The organism is Streptomyces sp. YIM S03343 (assembly GCF_054729195.1).
The window spans coordinates 131,371-155,062 of record NZ_JBPUKX010000003.1 but is presented as its reverse complement, the minus strand read 5'-3'; the positions used below and the strand labels follow the sequence as shown (position 1 = coordinate 155,062).

Here is a 23,692-nt window from a genome sequence, read left to right as displayed (position 1 = left end):
AAACCATGGAAAACAACGAGGGCAACGAGGGCAACGAGGGCAAGCTCCGCGACTACCTCAAGCGGGTCACCACGGATCTGCGGCAGACCCGCCGCAGGCTCGCCGAGTTCGAGTCCCGTGAGCATGAGCCCGTCGCCGTCGTCGCCACCGCCTGCCGTATGCCCGGCGGGGTGCGCACGCCGGAGGACCTCTGGACGCTGGTGACCGAGGGCACCGACACGGTCGCGGCGCTGCCCACCGACCGCGGCTGGGACCTCGACGCCCTCTACGACCCGGATCCTGACCGGCCCGGAACCAGTTACGTCCGCGAAGGCGCCTTTCTCTACGACGCCGCCGAGTTCGACGCCTCGTTCTTCGGTATCTCGCCGCGCGAGGCCCTGGCCATGGACCCCCAGCAGCGGCTCCTCATGGAGACCACCTGGGAACTGTTCGAGCGCGCCGGCATCGACGCGAACACCCTGCGCGGCAGCAGCACCGGTGTGTTCATCGGCTCCAGCAACCAGGGGTACGCCGTCGACGGCACCCAGGCGCCCGACGGCGTCGAGGGGCACTTGCTCACCGGCGGTTCCGCGGCCGTCCTGTCCGGCCGGCTCTCCTACAGCTTCGGCTTCGAGGGACCCGCCGTCAGCCTCGACACCATGTGCTCGTCGTCCCTCGTGGCCCTGCACCTCGCCCTGCAGTCCCTGCGCAGCGGCCAGTGCACGATGGCGGTCAGCGGCGGCGCCACCGTCATGTCGAGCACCCGCAACTTCGTGGAGTTCAGCCGCCAGCGCGGGCTCGCGGCGGACGGCCGCTGCAAGCCGTTCGCGGAGAGCGCGGACGGCACCGGCTGGGGCGAGACCGTCGGCGTACTGCTGCTGGAGCGGCTGTCCGACGCGCGGCGCAACGGCCATCAGGTGCTGGCCGTGATCCGCGGCTCCGCCATCAACCAGGACGGCGCCTCCAACGGCCTCACCGCTCCCAACGGCCCCTCCCAGCAGCGGGTCATCCGCGCCGCCCTCGCCGACGCCGGGCTCACTCCCGACGACGTGGACATGGTGGAGGCGCACGGCACCGGCACCAAGCTCGGCGACCCCATCGAGGCACAGGCCCTGATGGCCACCTACGGCAAGGACCGGTCCGCCGACCGGCCGCTGTGGCTGGGCTCCATCAAGTCCAACATCGGCCACACCCAGGCCGCTTCGGGCGTCGCCTCCGTGATCAAGACGGTCGAGTCGCTACGGCACGGCGTCCTCCCCAAGACCCTGCACCTCGACGAGCCGAGCACCCACGTCGACTGGTCCAGCGGCGCCCTGAAACTCCTCACCGAGTCCGTCGACTGGCCCGAGACCGGCCGCCCCCGCCGCGCCGGTGTCTCCTCCTTCGGCGGCAGCGGCACCAACGCCCATGTCGTCCTGGAGCAGGCCCCGCCGGACACCCCCGATACGGTCGACACCGTAGACACGGTCGGTACGCCGGACACCGCCTCCTCCTCCGCCTCCTCCGCCGGTCCGGTACCGATCCCGGCCCCTGCCGCCCTGCCCTGGCTGCTGTCGGCCCGCTCCCAGCAGGCCTTGCGTGCCCAGGCCGAGCGGCTCGCCGCCGCCGTGGAGACAGGTGACCTCGACGCCGTCGATGTCGCCCACACGCTGGTCACGGGGCGTGCCGCGCTGGAGGAGCGGGCCGTTGTCGTCGGCGCCGACCGGGCCGAACTCCTAGCCGCCCTGCACGCCATCGCCCGTGGCGAGCAGCCCGCCACCGTCGCCCGCGGCCTCGCCGAGAATCCCGGCGACGCCATCGACACCGTCTTCGTGTTCCCGGGACAGGGCGCGCAGTGGGTCGGCATGGCCGTCGAACTCCTCGACTCCTCGCCCGTGTTCGCGGCCCGGTTTGAGGAGTGCGCCTCAGCCCTTGGCCCCTTCGTGGACTGGTCGCTGGTGGATGTGGTCCGTGAAGGGCGGGACTTCGACCGCGTCGACGTGGTGCAGCCGGTGCTGTGGGCGGTCATGGTGTCGCTCGCGGCGGTGTGGGAGTCGTACGGCGTGCGGCCCTCGGCGGTCGTTGGCCACTCGCAGGGCGAGATCGCGGCGGCCGTTGTGGCCGGGGCGCTGTCGCTCCAGGACGCCGCGCGTGTCGTGGCGCTGCGGAGCCGGGCGATCATTGCGCTTGCCGGGCGGGGCGGGATGGTGTCCGTTGCGCTGACCCGGGACGGGGTCGAGGAGCTGATCTCCCGCTGGGACGGCCGGGTCTCGGTTGCTGCGGTCAACGGGCCTACGTCTGTGGTGGTCTCCGGTGACGCGGACGCGCTGGACGAGCTGGTTGCGTACGCCGATACGAGTGACATCCGCGCCCGCCGTATCGAGGTGGACTACGCCTCCCACTCCGCCCATGTCGAGCTGATCCGTGACGAGTTGCTGGACGTCCTCGCCCCGATCACGGCGCTTGAGCCGGACGTCCCGTTCCTCTCCACCGTCACCGGGGAGTGGCTGGACTCGGCGGCCACGGACGCCGCCTACTGGTACACCAACCTCCGCCAGACGGTCCAACTGGAGCCCGCGATCCGGACGTTGGTCGCCGACGGGCACGGTGCCTTCCTGGAGATGAGCCCGCACCCGGTGCTCACGGTCCCGGTAGCCGAGACCGTGGAGTCGACCGGCGCCGAGGCCCTGGTCACCGGCACCCTCCGCCGCGGCCAGGGCGGCCTCACCCGCCTCTACGCCTCCCTGGGCGAGGCATGGGCGCACGGAGTCACGGTCGACTGGACCCTCGTCTTCACCGGCACCCACCCCCACCGCGTCGACCTCCCCACTTACGCCTTCCAGCCCCAGCGCTACTGGCTCGACGCACCCAAGCCCACCGCCACCGCTGCCGCCGACCCGCTCGACGAGGCGTTCTGGAAGACGGTGGAGGAAGGCGACCTTGAGGAGTTCGCCCGCACCCTCGGCCTCACCCCCGACACCGAGGCCCTGGAAACCGTCGTACCGGCCCTCTCCTCCTGGCACCGCACCCGCCGCGACCGCTCCACCCTCGACAGCTGGCGCTACCGCATCGTCTGGCGCCCGCAGCCCGAACAGGGCTCACTCGCGACCCAACACGGCTCACCCGCGGCCCAGCTGGACGGCACCTGGCTCGTCGTCGTCCCGGAGGCGCACCAGGACGACGAACTCGTAGGAGATGTCACTCGCCTGCTCGTCCAGGCCGGGGCCGCCGCCGTGCCCGTGATCATGGGGGTGGCCGACCTCGACCGGGCCGCCGTGGCACAGCAGTTGACGGACATCGCCGCCGCCGACGCCGCCAATCCCGTGCGCGGAGTGGTGTCCCTGCTCGCCCTCGACGAGCGGCCCGCGCCCGCTCACGCCGGACCCACCGTCGGCCTCACCCAGTCGGTCGCCCTGCTGCAAGGGCTCATCGACGCCGGGACCGATGCCCGCCTCTACCTGCTGACCACCGAGTCCGCCACCACCGGCCTCGCCGACGACCCCGTACTGCACCCGCTCCAGGCCGTCGTCTGGGGCCTCGGCCGTGTCGCCGCCCTCGAACAGCCCAAGCTCTGGGGCGGGTTGATCGACCTCCCCGCCGAACTCGACGAGCGCACCGGAGCGGCCCTCGTCGCGGCCCTCGCCGCGGCCGGTGACGAGGACCAGCTCGCGCTGCGCCCCTCCGGCACCTACCTCCGCCGCCTGGTCCGCGCCCCGCTGTCCGGCCGTACCGCCCCCCTGTCCGGCCGTACCGCCCCGCTGTCCGGCCGTACCGCCCCGCTGTCCGGCCGTACCGCCTCGCCGACCGGTCGTACCGCCCCCCGTACCTGGACCACCACCGGCACCGCCCTGATCACCGGCGGCACCGGAGGCCTCGGCGGGCACGCCGCGCGTCTCCTCGCCCGTAGCGGTGCCGAGCACCTGGTGCTCACCAGCCGCCACGGCCTCGACGCCCCCGGCGCCCAGGAACTGCACGACGAACTCACCGCGCTGGGCTGCCGGGTGACCGTCGCCGCCTGCGACGTCGCCGACCGTGACGCTCTTGCGGCACTGGTCGCCCAGGTCGAGGCGGAGGGCCCCGAGATCCGCTCCGTCGTGCACACGGCGGGCGTCGGACTGCTCGCCCCGCTCGCCGAGACGGATCTCGACCTCTTCGCCGAGGGCCTGCGCGCCAAGGTGCTCGGCGCCGCCAACCTCGACGCGCTCTTCGGTGAGGACCACGCCCCCCTCGACGCGTTCGTGCTCTACTCCTCCGTCGCCGGCACCTGGGGCAGCGGCGACCACGGCGCCTACTCCGCGGGCAACGCCTACGTCGACGCGCTCGCCGACCACCGCCGCGCCCGCGGGCTCGCCGGTACCTCCCTCGCATGGGGCATCTGGAGCCCCGAGGGCGGCGGCATGGCCGTCAACATCGTGCGGGAGCAGCTGCGTTGGCGCGGTATCCCGTTCATGGAGCCGACCCTGGCCGTGGAGGGGCTGCGGCAGGCCCTCGACCACGACGACACCTTCCTCGCCGTCGCCGACATCGACTGGGAGCGCTTCGTCCCGGTCTTCACCGCCGCCCACCCGCGCCCCCTGCTGCACGAGGTGCCCGAGGTCACCGAGGTGATGAAGGCCGACGAGGCCGTGGTGGCGAGCGCCGTCAGCCGCGCCGACGCCCTGCGCGCCGAACTGGCCGCGATGTCCCCCGCCGAGCGGGACCGGACTCTGTCCGAGCTGGTGCGCACCGAGGTCGCCGGGGTGCTCGGCCACGCCGACGGCACCGACATCGCCGTGAACCGCGCCTTCCGCGAACTCGGCTTCGACTCGCTCACCGCCGTCGAACTGCGCAACCGCCTCAACTCCGCCACCGGTCTCGGACTTCCGGCGACGATCGTCTTCGACCACCCCAACATCCGCGAACTGGTCCGCTTCCTGCGCGCCGGCCTCGTACCCGACGGCCCCGTCGGCACACCCGCCGCCTCCGAGGCCGTCCCCGCCTACGACGCGCGCAATGCCCCCGACTCCCGCGACGACGAGCCCATCGCCATCGTCTCCATGGGCTGCCGCTTCCCCGGCGGTGTCACCACACCCGACGACTTGTGGCGACTGGTCGTCGAGGAGACCGACGCCGTGTCCTCGCTGCCCACCGACCGCGGCTGGGACGTCGACAACCTCTACGATCCCGACCCCGACCGGCACGGTAAGACCTACGCCCGCGAGGGCGGCTTCCTGCACGACGCCGCCGACTTCGACGCCTCCTTCTTCGGTATCTCGCCGCGCGAGGCGACCGCGATGGACCCGCAGCAGCGGCTCCTGCTGGAGACGAGCTGGGAGGTCCTGGAGCGCGCCGGTATCGCGCCCGACAGCCTGCACGGCAGCCCCACCGGCGTGTTCCTCGGCGTCTCCCACCAGGGCTACGGCTCACGCACCGAGGTACCGGAGGGCCTGGAGGGCCATCTGATCACCGGTACCGTCACCAGCATCGCCTCCGGCCGCATCTCCTACACCCTCGGTCTGGAGGGCCCGGCCGTCTCCATGGACACCGGCTGCTCCTCCGCGCTGGTCGCCATGCACCTCGCCATCCGGGCCCTGCGCTCGGGGGAGTGCTCTCTTGCCCTTACCGGCGGCGCCGCGATCATGGGCGAGCCCATCGGTCTCGTCGGCTTCAGCCGCCAGCGGGGCATCGCCACCGACGGCCGCTGCAAGCCCTTCTCCGCCGACGCCGACGGCATGGGGATGGCCGAGGGCGTCGGCATGATCCTGCTGGAGCGGCTGTCCGACGCGCGGCGCAACGGCCACCAGGTGCTGGCCGTGATCCGCGGCTCCGCCATCAACCAGGACGGCGCCAGCAATGGTCTGACGGCTCCGAACGGGCTATCCCAGCAGAGAGTGATCCGCGCGGCCCTGGCCGACGCCCGGCTGTCCACCGCCGACGTGGACGTCGTCGAGGCGCACGGCACCGGCACCAAGCTCGGCGACCCCATCGAGGCGCAGGCCCTGCTCGCGACCTACGGTCAGGGACGGCCCGCCGGTCGGCCGCTGTGGCTCGGCTCGGTGAAGTCCAACATCGGTCACTCGCAGGCCGCTTCGGGCATGGCCGGGATCATCAAGATGGTCCAGGCGATCCGGTACGGCGTCCTGCCGAAGTCGCTGCACGCCGACGAGGTGTCGCCCTACGTCGACTGGTCGTCCGGCGCCGTCGAGGTGCTGTCCGAGGCCCGGCCCTGGACGACGGACGACCGGCCCCGGCGCGCCGGTATCTCCTCCTTCGGCGTCAGCGGCACCAACGCCCACGTGATCATCGAGCAGCCCGAGAACGAGCCGGAGCCAGAGCCAGAGCCAGCGCCGGAGTCGGAGACGGAGCCCGCGTCGCAGGCGGCTTCAGCGTCCGCCGTCCCGGCCGCACCGCCCTGGCTGCTGTCGGCCCGCTCCGAGCAGGCGCTGCGCGCCCAGGCCGAGCGGCTGCTGTCGGCCGTCACGGCCGGTGACCTCGACCCGGTCGACGTCTCGCACAGCCTGGCCACCGGGCGTGCCGCGCTGGAGGAGCGGGCCGTCGTCGTCGGCGCCGACCGCGACGGACTCCTCGCCGCCCTCACCTCCCTCGCCGCCGGAGAGGCCACCCCGGCCGTCGTCCGGGGCGTCACCCAGCGCCTCGGCGAGCACATCGACACCGTCTTCGTGTTCCCCGGGCAGGGCGCGCAGTGGGTCGGCATGGCCGTCGAACTCCTCGACACCTCCACGGTGTTCGCCGCCCGCTTCGGCGAGTGCGCCGCCGCGCTGAGCCCCTTCGTGGACTGGTCGCTGGTCGAAGTCGTCCGTGAGGGCAAGGACTTCGACCGGGTGGATGTGGTGCAGCCCGTGCTGTGGGCGGTGATGGTGTCCCTGGCCGCGGTGTGGGAGTCGTTCGGAGTCCGGCCCTCGGCGGTGATCGGCCACTCGCAGGGCGAGATCGCGGCGGCCGTCGTGGCCGGGGCGCTTTCGCTCCAGGACGCGGCGCGTGTCGTAGCGCTACGGAGCCGGGCGATCATCGCGCTCGCCGGGCGGGGCGGGATGGTGTCCGTCGCGCTGACCCGGGACGGGGTGGAGGAGCTGATCTCCCGCTGGGACGGCCGTATCTCCGTCGCTGCCGTCAACGGGCCTACGTCCGTGGTGGTCTCCGGTGACGCGGACGCGCTGGACGAGCTGGTCGCCTACGCCGATACGAGCGACGTCCGCGCCCGCCGTATCGAGGTGGACTACGCCTCCCACTCCGCCCACGTCGAGCTGATCCGCGACGAGTTGCTGGACGTCCTCGCGCCCATCGTCCCCCGCGTCCCCGAGGTACCGTTCCTCTCCACGGTCACCGGTGAGTGGCTGGAGTCGGACGACACAGACGCGGCCTACTGGTACACGAACCTCCGGCAGACGGTCCAACTCGAGCCCGCCGTAAGGAAGCTGGCCGTCACCCACGGCGCGTTCCTCGAGATGAGCCCGCACCCGGTGCTCACCGTCCCCGTCGCCGAGACAGTCGAGACCGTAGCGTCGGCCGGAGCCGCCGAGGCCTTGGTCACCGGCACCCTCCGCCGAGGCCAGGGCGGCCTCACCCGCCTCTACGCCTCCCTGGGTGAGGCATGGGCGCACGGAGTCACGGTCGACTGGACCCCCGTCTTCGAGGGCACCCACCCCCACCACACCGACCTCCCCACCTACCCCTTCCAGCACCAGCGCTACTGGCTGGCCGCCCCCGAGCCCACCGGCTCCTTCGCCGACCCGGTCATGCTGGCCGGTGTCGATCTCGCCGACGACGGCTTCTGGGCGTCGGTCGAGGACGGCGACGTCACCGCACTCGCCGAGACGCTCGGTCTGGACGACATGGAGTCGCTCGAGTCGCTGGGCAGCGTCGTACCGGCCCTGTCCTCCTGGCGGCGCACCCGGCGCGATCGCTCCACCACGGACAGCTGGCGCTACCGCATCGTCTGGCGCCCGAAGCCCGAACCAAGCGCGTCCGCACCGGCGTTGCACGGCAGGTCCGCCCCCAACTTGGGGTCCGCACCCGAGTTGCACGGCACCTGGCTCGTCGTCGTCCCCGAGGGCCACGAGGACGACCCCCTCGTACGCGACGTGATCACCGCCGTACGGGACCGCGCAGGCGCCCTGCGCATCCTCGTCGCGGGCGAGCCCGAGGCCGAACGCGACCGGTTCGCCGACCTGTTGCGGCTGGAGACCGCCGACGGACCGGTCGCCGGAGTGCTGTCGCTGCTCGCTCTCGACGAGCGCCCCTGGGCCGATGAGTGCGTGCTGCCCACCGGACTCGTCCTGATGACCGGCCTCATCCAGTCGCTCGGTGACGCCGGGATCGACGCACCCCTGTGGTGCGCCACCCGGGGCGCGGTCGCCGCGCACCGCAACGACCCGCCCGAGCACCCGCTCCAGGCCATGGCCTGGGGCCTCGGCCGGATCGCCTCCATGGAGTACCCGCAGCGTTGGGGCGGCCTGATCGACCTGCCCGGCACACTCGACGAACGGGCCGGGCGGCGTCTGGCTACTGTCCTGTCCGACCGTCTCGACGAGGACCATGTCGCCCTGCGCGGCTCGGGCCTGTTCACCCGCCGTCTCGTCCGCGCCGGCGACGGCCCGCGACCGGACGGCCCGGCCTGGCAGCCCAGCGGCACCGTCCTGGTCACCGGCGGCACCGGCGGACTCGGCCGGCATGTCGCCCGCTGGCTCGCCCGCGGCGGCGCCGAACACCTGGTGCTGGTCAGCAGGCACGGGCCCGAGGCCCCCGGCGCCGCCGAACTCGTCGCTGAGATCGCCGAGTTGGGCGCGGTGGCCACCGTCGTCGCCTGCGACGTCGCCGACCGGGACGCCGTACGGCAGCTGGTCGACGACCTGCCCGGCGGCGGCACCCTGACCGCCGTCGTACACACCGCCGGCGTCATCGACGACGGCGTCATCGACGCCCTCACCCCGCAGCGCACCCACGGGGTGCTGCGCCCCAAGGCGGACGCCGTACTCGCCCTGCACGAGGCCACCCGGCACCTCGACCTCTCCGCGTTCGTGCTGTTCTCCTCCATGGCGGGCACCCTCGGCCGCTCCGGCCAGGGCAGCTACGCCGCCGCCAACGCCTTCCTCGACGCCTTCGCCGCCCGCCGCCGCGCCGACGGACTGCCCGCCACCTCCATCGCCTGGGGCACCTGGGCCGGGGGCGGCATGGTCAGCGACGAGGTCGCCGCGATGCTGCGCCGCGACGGAGTGCCCCCCATGGAGCCGGAGTTGGCCGTCGCCGCACTCCAGCACGCCCTTGACCAGGACGAGGAGTTCCTCGTCGTCGCCGACGTCGACTGGAAGCTCGTCACCGTCCGCGCCTTCGCCGCACTGCGCGACTTCCCCGAGGCCCGCGGCACCGCCCAGGCCCTCCCCGCCCTCCCGCAGAGCAGCGCGGAGAAGGAGGGCGGCGTCCAGGACGGGCCGCCGCTGACCGCCCGGCTGCGCCGCCTCACCCCCGCCGACCGCCGCGCCGCGCTGCTCGCGGAGGTCCGCACCCAGGCCGCTTCGGTGCTCGGCCACACCGACGCCGACGCCGTGCCCGACAGCCGCGCCTTCCGCGACCTCGGCTTCGACTCGCTGACCGCCGTCGAACTGCGCAACCGCCTCGCCGAGGCCACCGGCCTGCGCCTGCCCGTCACCCTGGTCTTCGACCACCCGTCGGCCACCGCGCTCGCCGCCCACCTCGACACCGAGCTGTTCGACGGCTTCGACGACGGTCCGGTGCTCGCCGAGGCCGATGGGTCCGTCACCTCGCGAACGCAGCCCGTCACCGACGACCCCATCGTCATCGTCGGCATGGGCTGCCGCTTCCCCGGCGGGGTGCGTTCGCCCGAGGAGCTGTGGCGGCTGGTCGCCGACGGCACCGACGCCATCTCCGAGTTCCCCGGCAACCGCGGCTGGGACGTCGACAGCCTCTACGACCCCGACCCCGACAAACCCGGCCACAGCTACGCCCGGCACGGCGGATTCCTCTACGACGCCGATGCGTTCGACCCCGCCTTCTTCGGTATCTCGCCCCGCGAGGCCGTCGCGGTCGACCCCCAGCACCGGCTGCTCCTGGAGACGTCATGGGAGGCGCTGGAGCGGGCCGGGATCGACCCCGGGAAGGTCCGCGGCAGCCGTACCGGCGTCTTCGTCGGCTCCAACTACAACGACTACGGCACCCGCGCCCGGCAGGCCCCCGACGGGCTCGAGGGCTATCTGGCCACCGGCAGTGCCAGCAGCGTCGCCTCCGGCCGTATCGCCTACACCTTCGGCCTCGAAGGACCGGCGGTCACCGTGGACACGGCCTGCTCGTCGTCGCTGGTGGCGCTGCATCTCGCCGTGCAGGCCCTGCGCTCCGGCGAGTGCACGCTGGCCCTCGCGGGCGGAGTCACCGTGATCTCCACACCGGACACCTTCGTCGAGTTCAGCCGCCAGCGCGCCCTGTCGCCCGACGGCCGCTGCAAGGCGTTCTCCGCGGACGCGGACGGCGCGGGCTGGGCCGAGGGCGTCGGCCTGCTCCTGCTGGAGCGTCTGTCCGACGCCCGCCGCCACGGCCACCCCGTCCTCGCCGCCGTCGCGGGCACCGCCGTCAACCAGGACGGTGCCTCGAACGGCCTCACCGCGCCCAGAGGACCCGCCCAACAGCGCGTCATCCGCGCCGCCCTCGACGCCGCCGGGCTCACCCCGGCCGACGTGGACGCCGTCGAGGCGCACGGCACCGGGACCGTCCTCGGCGACCCCATCGAGGCCCAGGCCCTGCTTGCCACCTACGGACAGGACCGGCCCGCCGACCGGCCGCTGTGGCTCGGCGCCCTGAAGTCCAACATCGGCCACACACAGGCCGCTTCGGGCGTCGCCGGGATCATCAAGATGGTCATGGCACTGCGCAACGGCGTCCTGCCCCGCACCCTGCACGCCGAGCAGCCCTCGCCGCACATCGACTGGTCGTCCGGCGCCGTACGGCTGCTCGACGAGGAGCGGACCTGGGAGCAACGGGGCGCCGCGCCGCGCCGCGCCGGTGTCTCCGCGTTCGGCGTCAGCGGCACCAACGCGCACGTCATCCTCCAGGAGGCCGAGACCGAAACCTTGCCCAAGGCCCCCACCGCACCGGTGGCCGTCCCCTGGCTGCTGTCCGCCCGCACCGCCGCCGCCCTCCGCGACCAGGCCCGCCGACTGCTCGACCGCGTCACCACCACCCGATCCCCGGCGAACCCGCGCGACTTCTCCCCGGCGAACCCGGCCGACTTCGCGCTGTCCCTGGCCGTCGGCCGCGCCGCCTTCGACCACCGGGCTGCCGTCGTCGCCGACGACCCCGCCGTCTTCACCGAGGCCCTCACCGCGCTCGCCGAGGACCGCGAACACCCTCAACTCACCGTGGACCGGGCCCGTTCCGGCAAGGTCGCCTTCCTGTTCTCCGGGCAGGGCGCCCAGCGGCCCGGTACCGGCCTCGGCCTCTACGCCGCCTACGACGCCTTCGCCGACGCCCTCGACACCGTCTGCGCCCACCTCGACCCGCACCTCGAACTCCCCCTGCGCGACGTGCTGTTCGCCGAGCAGGACACCCCCGAGGCGGCCCTCCTCGACCGCACCGACTACACCCAGGCCGGGCTGTTCGCCGTCGAAGTCGCCCTGTACCGGCTGATGGAGAGTGCGGGCCTCAAGCCCGATGTCGTCCTCGGCCACTCCGTCGGCGAGATCGCCGCCGCGCACATCGCCGGGGTGCTCTCCCTGGAGGACGCCTGCCTGCTGGTCGCCCACCGCGGACGCCTCATGGCCGCCCTGCCGGAAGGCGGTGCCATGATCTCCGTCCAGGCATCCGAGGAGGAGGTGCTGGAGGCGCTGGACCTGCTCGCCGGGCACGAGGGGCGGGCGTCGATCGCCGCGCTCAACAGCCCGCTCGCCACCGTGATCTCCGGCGACGAGGACGCGGTCACCGCCGTCGCCAGCGCGCTCGCCGTCCAGGGCCGCAAGACCCGGCGCCTGAACGTCAGCCACGCCTTCCACTCGCCCTGCATGGACGCCATGCTCGACGAGTTCACCGCCGTCACCGCACAACTCACCTACAACGCACCACAGTTGCCCGTCGTCTCCGCCGTCACCGGCGCTCCCTACGGCGCCGCCGAACTCGGCGACCCCGGCCACTGGGCCCGCCAGGTCCGCGAGGCCGTACGGTTCGCCGACGGGGTGCGCACCCTGGAGGAGCAGGGCGTCACGACCTACGTCGAGATCGGCCCCGGCGGGGTACTGACCGCGCTGGCCGGCGAATCCGTCACCGTCGACGCCACCCTCGTACCCCTGCTGCGCCGCGACACCGACGAACCCGAGTCGTTCACCGCCGCACTCGCGCGGCTGCACGTCCGCGGCCACGCGCCCGACTGGGCCACGCTGCTCGCATCGCTCGGCGCCCGCCAAGTGGACCTGCCGACCTACCCGTTCCAGCGCGGCCACTACTGGCTCGAGTCCACCCCGGGCATACGGGACCTCGCCCGCACCGGCGTCGAGGCCGCCGGGCACCCGCTGCTCGACGTGGCCGTACCGCTGGCCGGTTCGGACGGCGTGCTGCTCACCGGCACCGTCTCCGTGGAACGCCAGCCCTGGCTGCGCGACCACGCGCTCGGCGACACCGTCCTCTTCCCGGGCACCGCGTTCCTCGAACTCGCCCTGCACGCCCGCGAACGCGCCGGTGCCGCCCGGATCGCCGACCTCACCCTGGAGGCACCCCTGGTCCTCCCGGCCACCGGCACCGTCCAGCTCCAGGTCACCGTCGCCCCCTCCGACGGCTCCGGCAGCCGCGCCCTCACCGTGCACGCACGCCCGCTGAGCGCCCACGGCGACGAGGGCCTGCCGTGGGTCCGGCACGCCGGGGGCACCCTCGCGGACGACGAAATCACGGAACTGGCCGAGCCGCTCGGCACGACCGCCTGGCCGCCCGCCGGTGCCGAACCCCTCGACGTCTCCGGCCTCTACGACCGGATCGCCGCCGGAGGCTTCGACTACGGCCCCGCCTTCCGCGGCCTGCGCGCCGCATGGCGCCTCGGCGAGGAGATCTACGCCGACATCGCCCCCGAGGAAAGCGCGTGGCGCGCCGAGGACTTCACCGTCCACCCGGCCCTGCTGGACGCCGCCCTGCACACCGTCGCCCTCGCCGCCGACCCCGACGGGCCCACACTCATGCCGTTCGGCTTCACCGGAGTGACGGTGACCGCGGCCGGGCCCGCTGCGCTGCGCGTACGGCTCACCCCGCGGGGCGAGCGGCGCTACGCGGTCCGGGTCGCCGACGCCACCGGCGCACCGGTCGCCGGCATCGACGGCCTGGTCCTGCGCCCGGCCGAGACACCGCGGCCGGTCACCGGCGCGGCGGAGCTGCACCGGGTGCGGTGGGTGCACGCCGACCTGCGGGACGGAGACGACGGCGGCTCCCTCGCCGTCATCGGCGCGGACGAGGCCCTGGCTGCCGGGGGCGTGACCCGCTACGACACCCTCGACGCCCTGCGCGCCGCCGTCGACGCCGGGGCACCGCTGCCGACGACGGTGCTGGCCGTCGTACCCGCCACGGACAGCGCCCTCGACGACGCCGTACGGCTGACCACGGCGCGGGCGCTGGAACTGGCCGTGGCCTGGCTGGGCGACGAGACGTTCGCCGAGGCACGGCTGGTGCTCGCCACCCGCCACGCCGTGGCGACCGGCGTCACGGTGGCCGCGGCGGACGGCACCGGCACCACGGCTGACGCCGACGCGGCCCTCACCGACCCGGCGCAGGCCGCCGTATGGGGCCTGATCCGCACCGCGAAGAACGAGAACCCCGGCCGCTTCGGCCTCCTCGACCACGACGGCACCGCCGCCTCCCTCGCCCTGCTGCCCACGGCACTCGCGGGAGGCGAGGCGGAGACGGCCCTGCGCGACGGCGCCGTCCTCGCCCCGCGTCTGGTCCGCACCCCCGCCGACGAGGCCCCGGCCCGCTTCGACGCATCCGGCACGGTCCTGGTCACCGGGGCGTCCGGGGTGCTCGCCCGGCAGGTGGCCCGCCACCTCGTCACCGCGCACTCCGCCCGCGCCCTCCTCCTGGTGAGCCGCCGCGGCGCCGACGCCGACGGAATGCCCGAACTGGCCGACGAACTGCGCGCCCACGGCGCCGAGGTGACACTCGCCGCCTGCGACACCGCCGACCGCGCCGCGCTCACCGAACTGCTCGCCGGGATCCCGGCCGACCGCCCCCTGACCGCCGTAGTCCACACGGCGGGTGTCCTGGACGACGGCGTGGTCGAGTCGCTGACCCCCGAGCGCCTCGACACCGTCCTGCGGGCCAAGGCCGACTCCGCTCTGCACCTCGACACCCTCACCCGGGACGCCGCCGCTCCGGTCGCCCTGGTCCTGTTCTCCTCGCTCGCCGGGACGCTCGGCGGTGCCGGACAGGGCAACTACTCGGCGGCGAACGCGTTCCTCGACGCCCTAGCCGCCCGCCGCGCCGGCGCCGGGCACCCGGCACTGTCGCTGGCGTGGGGACTGTGGGCCGAACGCAGCGGCATGACCGGCAAGTTGGGCGAGACAGACTGGCGCCGGGTGCAACGCGGCGGGGTGCTGCCCATGGACACGGGGGACGCCCTCGCCCTGTTCGACACCGCGCTCGGCACCACGGAGACCTTCCTCGCCCCGGCCGCACTCGACCCCGCGGGCCTGCGGGCCTCGGACGGCTCGGTGCCGGACCTGCTGCGAGACGTCGTATCGCCGCGCACCCGGCGACTGGCGCGCGCCAACAACGCGACCACGGCCCCCGTACCGGACGCCGCCGAGGGACTGCGGGAGCGCGTGGCCGCCCTTCCGGAGCCGGACCGGCACGCCGCCGTCCTCAGGGCCGTACTCACCCAGGCGGCCTTGGTCCTGGGCTACGACTCGGCGGAAGCCGACACCATCGACCCCGAACGGGGCTTCCTGGAGGTCGGTTTCGACTCCCTGACCGCCGTCGAACTGCGCAACCGGCTCGCCGCCCTCACCGGCGTCCGCCTCCCGGCCACGCTGCTGTTCGACTACCCGACCCCGGAGGGCCTCGCGGCCCATCTCCTCACCAGGATGGCCCCAATGTCGGTTGAGGCCACAGCTGACGGCGGCACGGGCGCACTCGAGCGACTCGACCGCGAACTCGATCGCATGGAAGGAGAGTTCCAGCAGGTGCTGGCCGAAGCCGGACCGCACGACGAACTCGCCCCCGGACTCCACGACGGACTCCACGACGCACTCCGCAGCCGACTCCAGCGGCTGCTCGACCAACTCGACGCGGCCGCACTCCCGTTGGGACAGACGGCCGACACCGACCAAACCCACCGCACCGACCACAGCGCCCATCCGGACGAGGTGTCGGACGACGAACTGCGCCGGTTCCTGGAGACCGAACTCGGCGACGCCTGACCGAGGGGCGGCCGACCGCACGCTCTCGGGTCGGCCGCCCCACTCCCGCATGTCACCTGGATGGAACTGGAATCGTGAAGGCTCTCGTACTCGCAGGGGGATCCGGTACGCGACTGCGGCCGATCACCCATACCTCCAGCAAGCAACTGGTCCCGGTAGCCAACAAGCCGATCCTCTTCTACGGCCTCGAAGCCATCGCCGAGGCGGGCATCACCGAGGTCGGCATCATCGTCGGCGACACCGCCGAAGAGATCAAGGCCGCCGTCGGCGACGGCTCGGCCTTCGGCCTGGAGGCCACCTACATCCCGCAGAGCAAGCCCCTCGGGCTCGCGCACGCGGTCCTCATCGCCAAACCGTTCCTGGGCGACGATGACTTCGTCATGTACCTCGGCGACAACTTCGTCCTGGACGGCATCACCGATGTCGTCGACGAGTTCCGCAAGGACCGCTGCGACGCGCAGATCCTGCTCACCCGCGTCCCCGACCCCAGCGCCTTCGGCGTCGCCGTCGTCGACGACACCGGGAAGGTCATCGACCTGGATGAGAAGCCCCGCAAGCCGCGCAGCGACCTCGCCGTCGCCGGCGTCTACCTCTTCACCCCACTGATCCACGACGCCGTACGCGCCATCAAGCCCTCCCCGCGCGGCGAGCTGGAGATCACCGACGCCCTGCGCTGGATGGTCCGGCAGGACTACGCGGTGCGCTCCACGGTGATCACCGGGTACTGGAAGGACACCGGCAACGTCAACGACATGCTGGAGGTCAACCGCACCCTGCTGGAACGCCTGGAGACCAGGATCGACGGCGACGTGGACGAGGCCAGCGAGATCATCGGGCGCGTGCACATCGAGGCGGGCACCCGGGTGCGCAACTCGCGCATCGTCGGCCCGGCCGTCATCGGCGCGGGCAGCGTCATCGTCGATTCCTACATCGGCCCGTCCACGTCCGTCGCCGAGAACTGCCGTATCACGGCGAGCGAGATCGAGTTCTCCATCGTGCTGCGCGACTCGTCCTTCGACCGCATCCGCCGTGTGGAGGCCAGCCTGATCGGCCGCAACGTCCAGGTGACCCTGGCCCCCCGCCTGCCCGCCGCCCACCGCTTCGTCATCGGCGACCACGGCCGCGTCCAGATCCCGTCTTGACCTCCTCCCCCTCGTGAACGAGGGGGATTCCTACGGCTTGCGCCGTGGGGTTTCCTGCTTCACTGCCGACTGCCCGCCCGGAGTTCTCCGTTGAGGTCTTACACCGGCTCCACAGGCCGACACCGCCAGCCCGGCGGCCAGAAGGTTGTTCGCCGCGTTCACGTCCCGGTCGTGGACCGTGCCGCACTCGCACGTCCAGGTGCGGACGTGCAACGGCATGCTCTTGGCGAGGGTGCCGCAGTGGGAGCACAGTCGGGAGGAGGGGAAGAAGCGGTCGACCGCGATCACTTCCCGCCCGTACCAGGCGGCCTTGTACTCCAGCATGCTCCGGAACTCTGCCCATGCCGCGTCGCTGATGGCGCGGGCGAGACTCCGGTTTTTGACCATGTTGCGCACGGTCAGGTCCTCGATCACGAGCGTTTGGTTCTCACGCACGAGTCGAGTGGTCAGCTTGTGCAGGTGGTCGCGCCTGCGGTCGGTGATCCGTGCATGCACGCGCGCCACCTTCCGGCGTGCCTTCTCCCGGTTCGCCGAGCCTTTCTCCTTGCGGGACAGCTCCCGCTGGGCGCGGGCGAGCCGGGTGCGGTCGCGGCGCTCGTGCCGGGGATTGGCGATCTTCTCCCCGGTGGACAGGGTCAGCAGGTGTTCCAATCCGACATCGATGCCGATTGCTGTGTCGGTGGCGGGCAGCGGCCCGACCAACGGGTCCTCGCACAGCATGGAGACGAACCAGCGGCTGGCCGCGTCCTGGGACACGGTCACCGTGGACGGCTCCGCCCTCTCGGGCAGCGGGCGGGACCAGACGATGTCCAGAGGGTCGGACATCTTGGCCAGGGTCAGCTTCCCGTCGCGGAAGCGGAAGGCGCTGGTGGTGTACTCGGCGGACTTCCTCGACTTCTTCCGGCTCTTGAAGCGCGGGTACTTCGCCCGCCTGCCGAAGAAGCCGGTGAACGCCGCCTGCAGGTGCCGCAGCGCCTGCTGGAGCGGGACCGAGGAGACCTCGTTGAGATAGGCCAGTTCCCCGGTCTTCTTCCACGCCGTCAGCATCGCCGACGTCTGGTTGTAGTTGACCCGCTCCTGCCGCGCCCACGCCTCGGTACGGGCGGCGAGCGCCATGTTGTAGACCTTCCGCACGCACCCGAACGTGCGCGACAACTCGGCCGCCTGCGCATCGGTCGGGTAGAAGCGGTACTTGAACGCCCGCTTCACATCGGTGGTCTCCACGCCTCACAAAATATCATGTCAGCTTGTGGGCCCGGAGGGTTGACAGGTGGACGACGAATCGCCCGGCGGCGAGTCGAATTTCCTGCCCTTCTCCGCAGGGGCTCGGTTTCCTCCTCCGCTGGAAGGCGGGGGTGTCCACGGAGGAATCCCGATGACCTTCGGAACCCGTCCCGTACGCCTGCTGGTGGTGACGGCCGTGACGGCGGAACGCGAGGCGGCGGCGAGGGGCCTGGACCCGGCGCCCTCCTCCACCGAACACGCCCTGCCCGGCTACGTGTTGCGTCGCACCGGAGCGGGGGGCGCCGCCCCCTGCCCCCTACGGGCCGACCTGCTGGCGGCCGGCGTGGGCCCGGCCGCAGCAGCGTCCGCGACGGCCACGGCCCTGACGGCGGCGGCCCTGCGAGAGGAGCCGTACGACCTCGTGGTGGCCGCAGGCATCGGCGGAGGCTTCACCCCGCACGCCCCCGTGGGCTCGGTGGTGGTGGCGGACCGCATGATCGCGGCGGACCTGGGCGCGGACTCGGCGGAAGGCTTCCTGCCGGTCGAAACCTTGGGCTTCGGCAGAGCAACGCTGCCGAGCCCACCCCACCTGTCGGCCACGGTGGCCCGCGCCCTGTCCGCAACCCAGGCCCCCATCCTGACGGTCTCCACAGCCACAGGCACCACCACAAGGGCCCGAGCCCTGACGGCGGCCCACCCGGGCGCCGGCGCAGAGGCAATGGAGGGCTACGGCGCGGCCCAGGCCGCCGCGGCCCACTCGGTCCCCGCCCTGGAGATCCGCACGATCTCCAATGAGGTAGGCACGAGAGACCGCGCGGCCTGGCGCATAGGCGAGGCCCTGACCGCCCTCCAAGAGGCGTTCGCGACACTGCGCACGGTCCTGGAGAAGGGGGACGGGCCGCCGTACGACTGACACGGACGACCGCGCGGAGAACTACTCTGTCGGCTAGCCGCTCATGCAACCGGTCTCTGCCGCGCCTCCGACCCTGTGCCGCGACAGCGCACCGGCGGGCGGCGCCTGCCGCACGGCCCTGTTGGCGGTCGTGAGGAGGGCCAGGACGAACAGCCATGCTCCGCAGAGCCAGACCAGCGGCTTGGCACCCAGCAGGGTGATCAGCTCACCGCCTGCGAGCGTGCCGATCGACAAGGCCCCCGTGGTGAGCGTGGCGACCGCGCTCGTCGCCCGCCCCCTCAACTCATCCGGGATGATGGCCAGTTGGTGGGTGGTCATGGCCACCGTATACACCGGAGCCACCAGCGACTCGGCGGCTGCGACCGCTGCCAGCAGCAGGGGATGGGGCGCGAGAGCATACAGCGGGAACATCAACGCCTCCAACCACAGCATCACCACGGCGATCCGGCCCAGCGGAAAGCGGCGTGTGGCCCTGTCGGAGACCAGTGCGCCCGCCATGGCACCGACCGCTGCGCCGCTGAAGATGACGCCGATCCAGGGCGGCGAGGCACCCACCTGCCGGGCGAGCGTGATGATCAATAAATACCCGGCCCCGTAACGCACCTTGTCAGCGGCCGAGACCAGAGTGAGGAAGCGGATGACGGGCTGGTGCCATAGCCAGCCGAGTCCCTCTCGGATCTCGGTGGTGAGACGGGAGGCCGTCGTCCGCGCACCCTGCCGGTCAGCCTGGAACCGAGCACGCATGAGCCGCAGCGACGCCGCTGACACCGCAAAGGAAGCCGCGTTGACGGCGAACGGCACGGTCCGGCCGAGGGCGCAGAGCGCACCGGCGAGCGAGGCCCCGACGATGCCCACCGCGCCGGTCGCGGACTGCGAGCAGCCGAGCGCAGCGGACAGTTGCTGCGGACCGACCACGTTGGGCAGCGCCGCGGTGTTCGCCACCTGGAAGAGAGTGGTGAGGATCCCGGTAGCCACGGCGGTTATGTACAACTGGGGCATGGTGAGCCTGTTCAGCCACAACGAGACGGCGACGCCGGCAGTGAGCACGGCCCGGCCGAGCTCACACCAGATCATGGTGGCCTTACGGTCCCACCGGTCGACGAGCGCGCCGGCAACCAGCCCGAACACCAGGAAGGAAAGGGTGCCGAGGCCGAGTACGAACCCGGCTTGAGCGGCCGACCCGGTGAGGGCCAGCACGATCAGCGGCAGGGCCATGGAATGAACCTGGTCACCGACAGCGGAGACCAACTGGCCGCTCAGCAGCAGCGAGAAGTCCCGGTTCCGGAACAGGCCGGGACTGCGAAGAGTGTTCAACGGGATTACGCTCCGTAATAGAGCAAGGACACAAGGATGACGTCGAGATTGGTGTCCGAGCTAAGAAACACGGGGCGTCATAAACATGCGCGGACCGTACCCAGGACCTGGGCCGGACTGCATCGCGTTTCTGGAGACAGCCGCACGACCCCGGAAGGCAAGCCCGGGTGGCGACCGCCTGCGGCGACTCGCGTGAAATCATCCGTCCATGAGCAGCGACCTCGAAGTGAGTGCTCTGGCGATCAATGTCACGATCCCGCAGGCGCTCCGCTGGACGGACACTCGACGCGGTGAGGCGTTCACGCTGACCACACTCAACGTTCGGCTTCTCCCGGACGGTCACCTTGCTGCAAAGGCCTACGGCCGGCCAGTCGGCGGCGGTCGGGGCGCATACGTCTCGTTCCCTGTCCCAGACAATCCCGAACTAGCGGCCCTGGTCGCCGACGCCGCCAGCCGCGCCGCAGTGCTGTGGGCCGCTCATCGCGGTCTCGGCTGAGTCAACGGGCTGCCCCCGCACCGGTGCTGTGACGACGCCCGTCCACCCGTACCTGAGTGGGCGGGCGTTGACGTGTGATGCTCAGTCCTCAACCGGTCTCAGCAGCAGCTCGTCACCCGCTGGGAAGCGCGCCGTGCCCCCTTCCGCCCAAGTGATGACAACGGCCAACCCGCCCATCGGCCCCAGCGCGGTCGTGGCTTCCTTGACCGTGCGCCACTGCTCCTCATAACCGATCACATCACCCGGGCCGACCAGGGCAGCCAGCTTGGTGGGCAGAGCTAACCGCTCGCGTCGGTGGGACGGATGCGGTTCAAAGGCGTCTCCCACTCCCTGCCACCCCCTCGAGGGCGCAGGTATGCGGTCCGGCTGATCAGCCTGTTGCCCTCCTTGGCGCGTTCCTCGAGCACGCCTTGCAGCTCGCCCTGACGCCCTGTCTGAGAGTCTTCGACCAGTGTCCCCCGGGGGTAGGGCAGTTCCCCGTGGCAGAGCGTCGTCGGTGGTTTCTTGTCACTCAATGTCATGGCTCCTTGTCCCACCTGCGTGTATGTGTCTCGCAGAAGACAACGGCTGCCGAACGAAGTGGACTTGCACAGCTCTTGCACAACGCCGGGGCGCCGGGGTGGCCGGAGTGGGACCATGACTCGTAGCGGAAGTCGAGCGGGGAAGACGCACAGGTATGAGCGTGACCAGGATTCCCGGACCCGGAGCCAACGTGGCCGTCTGCCGCAAGGCACGTGGCTACAGCCAGGTTGCCCTCGCCCGGCGAGCGGGTGTGTCGGTCTCGCTCCTGAGCAAGATCGAAGTGGGCGACCGAGGGCTGACCCAGGGCGTCGCCGCCGCTCTCGCCCAGGCCATGGACCTGACGCTGGACGAGCTGCTGGGCAAGGCGGCCGTCGATCGCGCCGACGGGAAGAGCTTGGCCGTCCTCAACCACGCCATCCGCCGTTTCGACATCCCTGACGTGCCACCGGCCCACCCTGAGGACCTGCCGGGTCGGCTCGCCGAGCTGAACGGACACCGCTACCGGACCGAACTCTCGGAGGTGCTGCGTAAGCTCCCCGGCGTACTGACCGATGCGACCAACTACGCCCACGCCGTGCAGTCGCCCGACGCCTGGTCCCGTGCCGCCGATGCGTACTCGGTGGTCTATTGGCTGGCCGCCCGGCACCGCTGGATGCATCTCGCGGAGCTGGCCGTCATGAAGCAGCGGCTGGCCGCTGAGTGTGCCCATCCGATCGCCGCCACGGTGGCCGCCCGCGACGAGGCCGGGACGTTCCTCAATTCGGGTGACTTCGGGGGCGGGCTGGCCGTTGTGGACCGGGCGATCGTCGAGGCGGAGTCGACGCTCGAGGGGCGTGACCGCGTCTTCGGCCTGGGCATCCTGCACCTGCGCGGCCTCACCCTGGCGGGTCGGCTCAGGGACAAGTCCGTCGCTGAGAAGCACATCCGCGCCGCGTGGCGCACGGCCGAGGCGTACGGCGAGGACGCCGACGAACACGGCATCCACTTCGGGCCGGACCAGACGGCCACCCACGTCATCTCGACGTTCTCCGACATGGACCAGCACCGCCGCGCGCTGGACACCGCCGACGACCTCATCAAAGGCGGCACTGACCTGCCCGCGACTCGCATGGGCCCCCTGCACATGAACCTGGGCCGGTCGCACCTCGCACTGGGTGACCGTGACTCGGCGCTGGCCTCACTGGAGCAGGCATGGCAGGTCGCACCGGAGATGGCCCGGGTGCACCCGACCAGTCAAGAACTGATGCGCGTTCTGACGTCACTGCACCGCCGCAGCAACCCCCGCCTCACCAGACTGGCCAAGCGCGCCGGGGTGACTTTCTGACCCCCAGCGGGGCGTTCGCGACGCGACGGCGGCAGATCAGACCGTGTGAGCAAACCCCTTGGGGTTCCCCGTCGGCACCTGCACACGGCTCGGCTCCTGTATCAGGCGCGTACGTAGCCCGACAGACCGACAGACCGACAGCAGCATGTACGCCACTCCTGCGGCAGCGTGGCCGATTCACGTGAAGGTCACGTGCATCCCGCCCTCGGCCAAGACTTCGAGCACCAGAGCGACAAGGTCGTACTGCTCGCCCTCCGGCGCCAGAACGCGGGACAGGTGCTCGCGCGCAGTCGCGGCCTCCCGCCAGAGCAAGCTTGCGGGGGCGGTGTAGCCGAAGTTGCCGCGCAGACAGTCCACGAGACCGTCCAGGCAGCCGCCGAAGTAGCCGCCCGGCCCGTTGACGGCCTCGCCGAGTGCCAAGTAGAGGCCCGGTTCGTCGGTGATGTGCCGACCGTCCAGCTCGTATGCGTGTCCGGCCGGCCTGTCCTGGTGCTTGCGCCGACAGCCCCGCTCCCGGACGAGATCGAGCCAGGCTCCACGCTGGCGGGTCTCGAGCGCGGCCCAGGCGCCAGGGGCGGCCGGCGGGTCGGCAAGCCAGCGCTCCCAGACGGGTTGGGCGTATCCCGGTACGGGTGCGACGTCTCCGTCGAGTTCCAGATCAATCAGGTCCGTCCCGCGGGAGGACGGCTGCCACCTGCGGACTGTGGGCCGCAGTAGTCGGCCGGTGAGCGGCTCGCCCCGGTCGTCCCGTATCTCCAGCCAGGCCTCCTCCAGGTCCAGCGTGCGCCGAGTGCCCGTCGTCAGTGCCCGCCGCAGCCGATCACCCGGGGCGAGTCCCCGCAGGACGAGCCGGGGCTCTGCCTGCTCGGGTGGCAGGACGCGGGCGAACTCCCGGCAGGAGCCCAGCCACCGGTGCCCGTCGTGCAGTCGGACAGGAGCTTGGTGCCCCTCGGGCGGGCCCTCGTAGTCGTCCAGACCGGTGAGCACGAGACTCTCCGTTACCGGGTACTGTCCGAGGCTCTCCGCGTCCTCCAGCAGCCAGGCACCGAGCGTCCTGTCCTCCGGCACCAGCCACACCCGGCTGCCTACCCAGCCACGCACCTCGGCTCCGTCCGGAACCCAGCCGAACAGTTCGTACGTTTCGCGCCGGGGTTCCCTGAACAATCCGTCCACCTCGGCGCAGACGCCCCAGACATGGCCGCTTCCTGTGTCCGTCAGCGTGTACCGTCCCGGCACGCGATGGTCCCTGTCCACATGCACGGTGGGAATCATGCCCAGACCAGGTGTAGTCCGTGAAGCTCTTTCGTAGTCGGCCAGGGGTGTCCACGGACAGCGCGACATCCGGGTGAGCGGAACACTCGTGTCCTTGCTGACGGACAGTTGATCTCACTGTCCGGTATGACT

9 protein-coding genes are annotated in these 23,692 nt (G+C 72.0%); 5 read left to right on the top strand and 4 right to left on the bottom strand.

The window, feature by feature from the left end; all coding sequences use genetic code 11:
- The first annotated feature begins 5 nt into the window (after nucleotides 1–5).
- Both ACSYGN_RS40925 and ACSYGN_RS40920 read left to right on the top strand, forming a co-directional pair.
- Complete coding sequence (locus tag ACSYGN_RS40925) at nucleotides 6–15,353, top strand: type I polyketide synthase (RefSeq protein WP_460405986.1); 15,348 nt, start codon at nucleotides 6–8, stop codon at nucleotides 15,351–15,353.
- Nucleotides 15,354–15,427: 74 nt separating this feature from the next.
- Nucleotides 15,428–16,495, top strand: coding sequence for a glucose-1-phosphate thymidylyltransferase (locus tag ACSYGN_RS40920; protein WP_460405984.1), 1,068 nt, complete (start codon nucleotides 15,428–15,430; stop codon nucleotides 16,493–16,495).
- Between the two features lie 30 nt (nucleotides 16,496–16,525).
- On the opposite strand, the gene ACSYGN_RS40915 is transcribed toward ACSYGN_RS40920, so the two are convergent.
- Entirely contained in the window at nucleotides 16,526–17,719 is a 1,194-nt protein-coding gene (locus ACSYGN_RS40915; RefSeq protein ID WP_460405982.1) for an RNA-guided endonuclease InsQ/TnpB family protein, read from the bottom strand.
- A gap of 151 nt (nucleotides 17,720–17,870) precedes the next feature.
- Here ACSYGN_RS40915 and ACSYGN_RS40910 point away from each other — a divergent pair, with 151 nt between their 5' ends.
- Nucleotides 17,871–18,632: a futalosine hydrolase gene (locus tag ACSYGN_RS40910; RefSeq protein WP_460405980.1), complete on the top strand. Its 762-nt coding sequence runs from the start codon at nucleotides 17,871–17,873 to the stop codon at nucleotides 18,630–18,632.
- Between the two features lie 33 nt (nucleotides 18,633–18,665).
- Here ACSYGN_RS40910 and ACSYGN_RS40905 read toward each other — a convergent pair whose 3' ends face one another.
- Nucleotides 18,666–19,946: an MFS transporter gene (locus tag ACSYGN_RS40905; protein WP_460405978.1), complete on the bottom strand. Its 1,281-nt coding sequence runs from the start codon at nucleotides 19,944–19,946 to the stop codon at nucleotides 18,666–18,668.
- Between the two features lie 208 nt (nucleotides 19,947–20,154).
- On the opposite strand from ACSYGN_RS40905, the gene ACSYGN_RS40900 reads away from it, so the two are divergent.
- Nucleotides 20,155–20,442, top strand: a complete 288-nt coding sequence (locus ACSYGN_RS40900) for a hypothetical protein (protein ID WP_460405976.1) — start codon at nucleotides 20,155–20,157, stop codon at nucleotides 20,440–20,442.
- 81 nt (nucleotides 20,443–20,523) lie between these two features.
- Here ACSYGN_RS40900 and ACSYGN_RS40895 read toward each other — a convergent pair whose 3' ends face one another.
- Entirely contained in the window at nucleotides 20,524–20,769 is a 246-nt protein-coding gene (locus ACSYGN_RS40895; RefSeq protein ID WP_460405974.1) for a hypothetical protein, read from the bottom strand.
- A gap of 349 nt (nucleotides 20,770–21,118) precedes the next feature.
- Here ACSYGN_RS40895 and ACSYGN_RS40890 point away from each other — a divergent pair, with 349 nt between their 5' ends.
- A complete protein-coding gene (locus ACSYGN_RS40890) occupies nucleotides 21,119–22,288 on the top strand; it encodes a helix-turn-helix domain-containing protein (RefSeq protein ID WP_460405972.1) in 1,170 nt (389 codons plus the stop codon).
- A 177-nt stretch (nucleotides 22,289–22,465) separates the two neighbouring features.
- Here ACSYGN_RS40890 and ACSYGN_RS40885 read toward each other — a convergent pair whose 3' ends face one another.
- Nucleotides 22,466–23,560, bottom strand: coding sequence for a barstar family protein (locus ACSYGN_RS40885; protein ID WP_460405970.1), 1,095 nt, complete (start codon nucleotides 23,558–23,560; stop codon nucleotides 22,466–22,468).
- Nucleotides 23,561–23,692 lie beyond the last annotated feature (132 nt).